The sequence below is a fragment of the Nocardia sp. NPDC051981 genome, from assembly GCF_040680715.1.
GTDB lineage: Bacteria > Actinomycetota > Actinomycetes > Mycobacteriales > Mycobacteriaceae > Nocardia.
On the sequence record NZ_JBFAXK010000079.1, the window covers coordinates 1 to 1,202 of the forward strand.

Sequence of the window (1,202 nt, forward strand, 5' to 3'; positions counted from 1 at the left end):
GTCGCGGCAGTTCAGTCCCGAGTTTCGAGAGACTGCGGCCCGGGAAGTGGTGGAGAAGTCGCGGGCGGTCGCGGATGTCGCCCGCGATTGCGGGGTGACCGATCAGACGATCCGGAACTGGGTGCGCGATTTCCGGCGCGCGCATGTCACCGATTCGGAGTTGTCGATCTCCGAGCGTGCCCGGTTGAAGGAGCTGGAGCGACGGGTGCGGGAGTTGGAGGAGGAGAACCGCTTCTTGGGAAAATCGGTGGCCTTCTTCGCGAAGAAGCACCGGTGAGTGTCAAGTACGCGTTCATCGCCTCCGAAGAAGGCAATCATTCCGTCGTGGACATGTGCCGGTGGGCGAAGGTCTCGCGCTCGGGCTACTACGACTGGTATCGGCGCGAGCCCTCGGCCACCGCGCAGCACCGCGAAATCCTCGCCGCTGAAATCCAGTTCTGTTTCGAACATTCCGACGGCACTTACGGCTATCGGCGCATCCACGCCCAACTGACCCGGTGGGGCACGGTCGTGGACCCGGACACGGTCCGCGCGATCATGCGGGAGCTGGGCTTGGTGCCGTGCCAGCCACGCCCGTTCCGGCCGGTCACCACCCTCGCCGGCGATGCGGCCGAGCTGCCGGACCTGGTGCGCCGCGACTTCACCGCCGATGCTCCGGGGACGAAATTAGTTGGCGATATCACCTATATCCGCACCTGGGAGGGATGGTTGTACCTGGCGACCGTGCTCGACTGCTTCTCGAAGAAGGTCGTCGGCTACGCGATGGCCGAGCACATGCGCACGGAATTGGTGTCCGATGCGCTGCGGATGGCTGCACGCAATGTTCCGTTTCGGCCCGGGGTGACGATATTCCACAGTGACCGCGGATCGCAGTACGTTTCCGCCGAATTCGCCGACGTGACAAACGAACTCGGCGCGAAACGATCTGTAGGCCGCACCGGGACATGCTTCGACAATGCCTGGGCGGAATCGTTCAACGGAACCCTGAAGAACGAGCGAGTAAACCGTACCGAGTATCCCACGCGTGCTCATGCACGAAAAGACATCATCGCCTATATTGAGCTGCGGTACAACCAGATTCGGCTCCACTCCGCAATTGACTACCGCACTCCCAACGAAGTAGAGTCCGAGTGGTTCGAACGGAACCAGGCAGCGTAGAGAAACCAAAGATGCGCTGTCCGAAATCTTTCCGGCCCCTCACC

The 1,202-nt window shown here is 62.1% G+C and carries 1 protein-coding gene; it reads left to right on the forward strand.

What is annotated here, in order from left to right; genetic code table 11:
* A protein-coding gene (locus AB0L60_RS42475; protein WP_364626668.1) for an IS3 family transposase occupies positions 1-1,158 on the forward strand; the annotation gives its coding sequence in 2 pieces (ribosomal slippage) (positions 1-248 and positions 248-1,158; 1,159 coding nt annotated over the 2 pieces). This gene is flagged as partial in the annotation.
* Positions 1,159-1,202 lie beyond the last annotated feature (44 nt).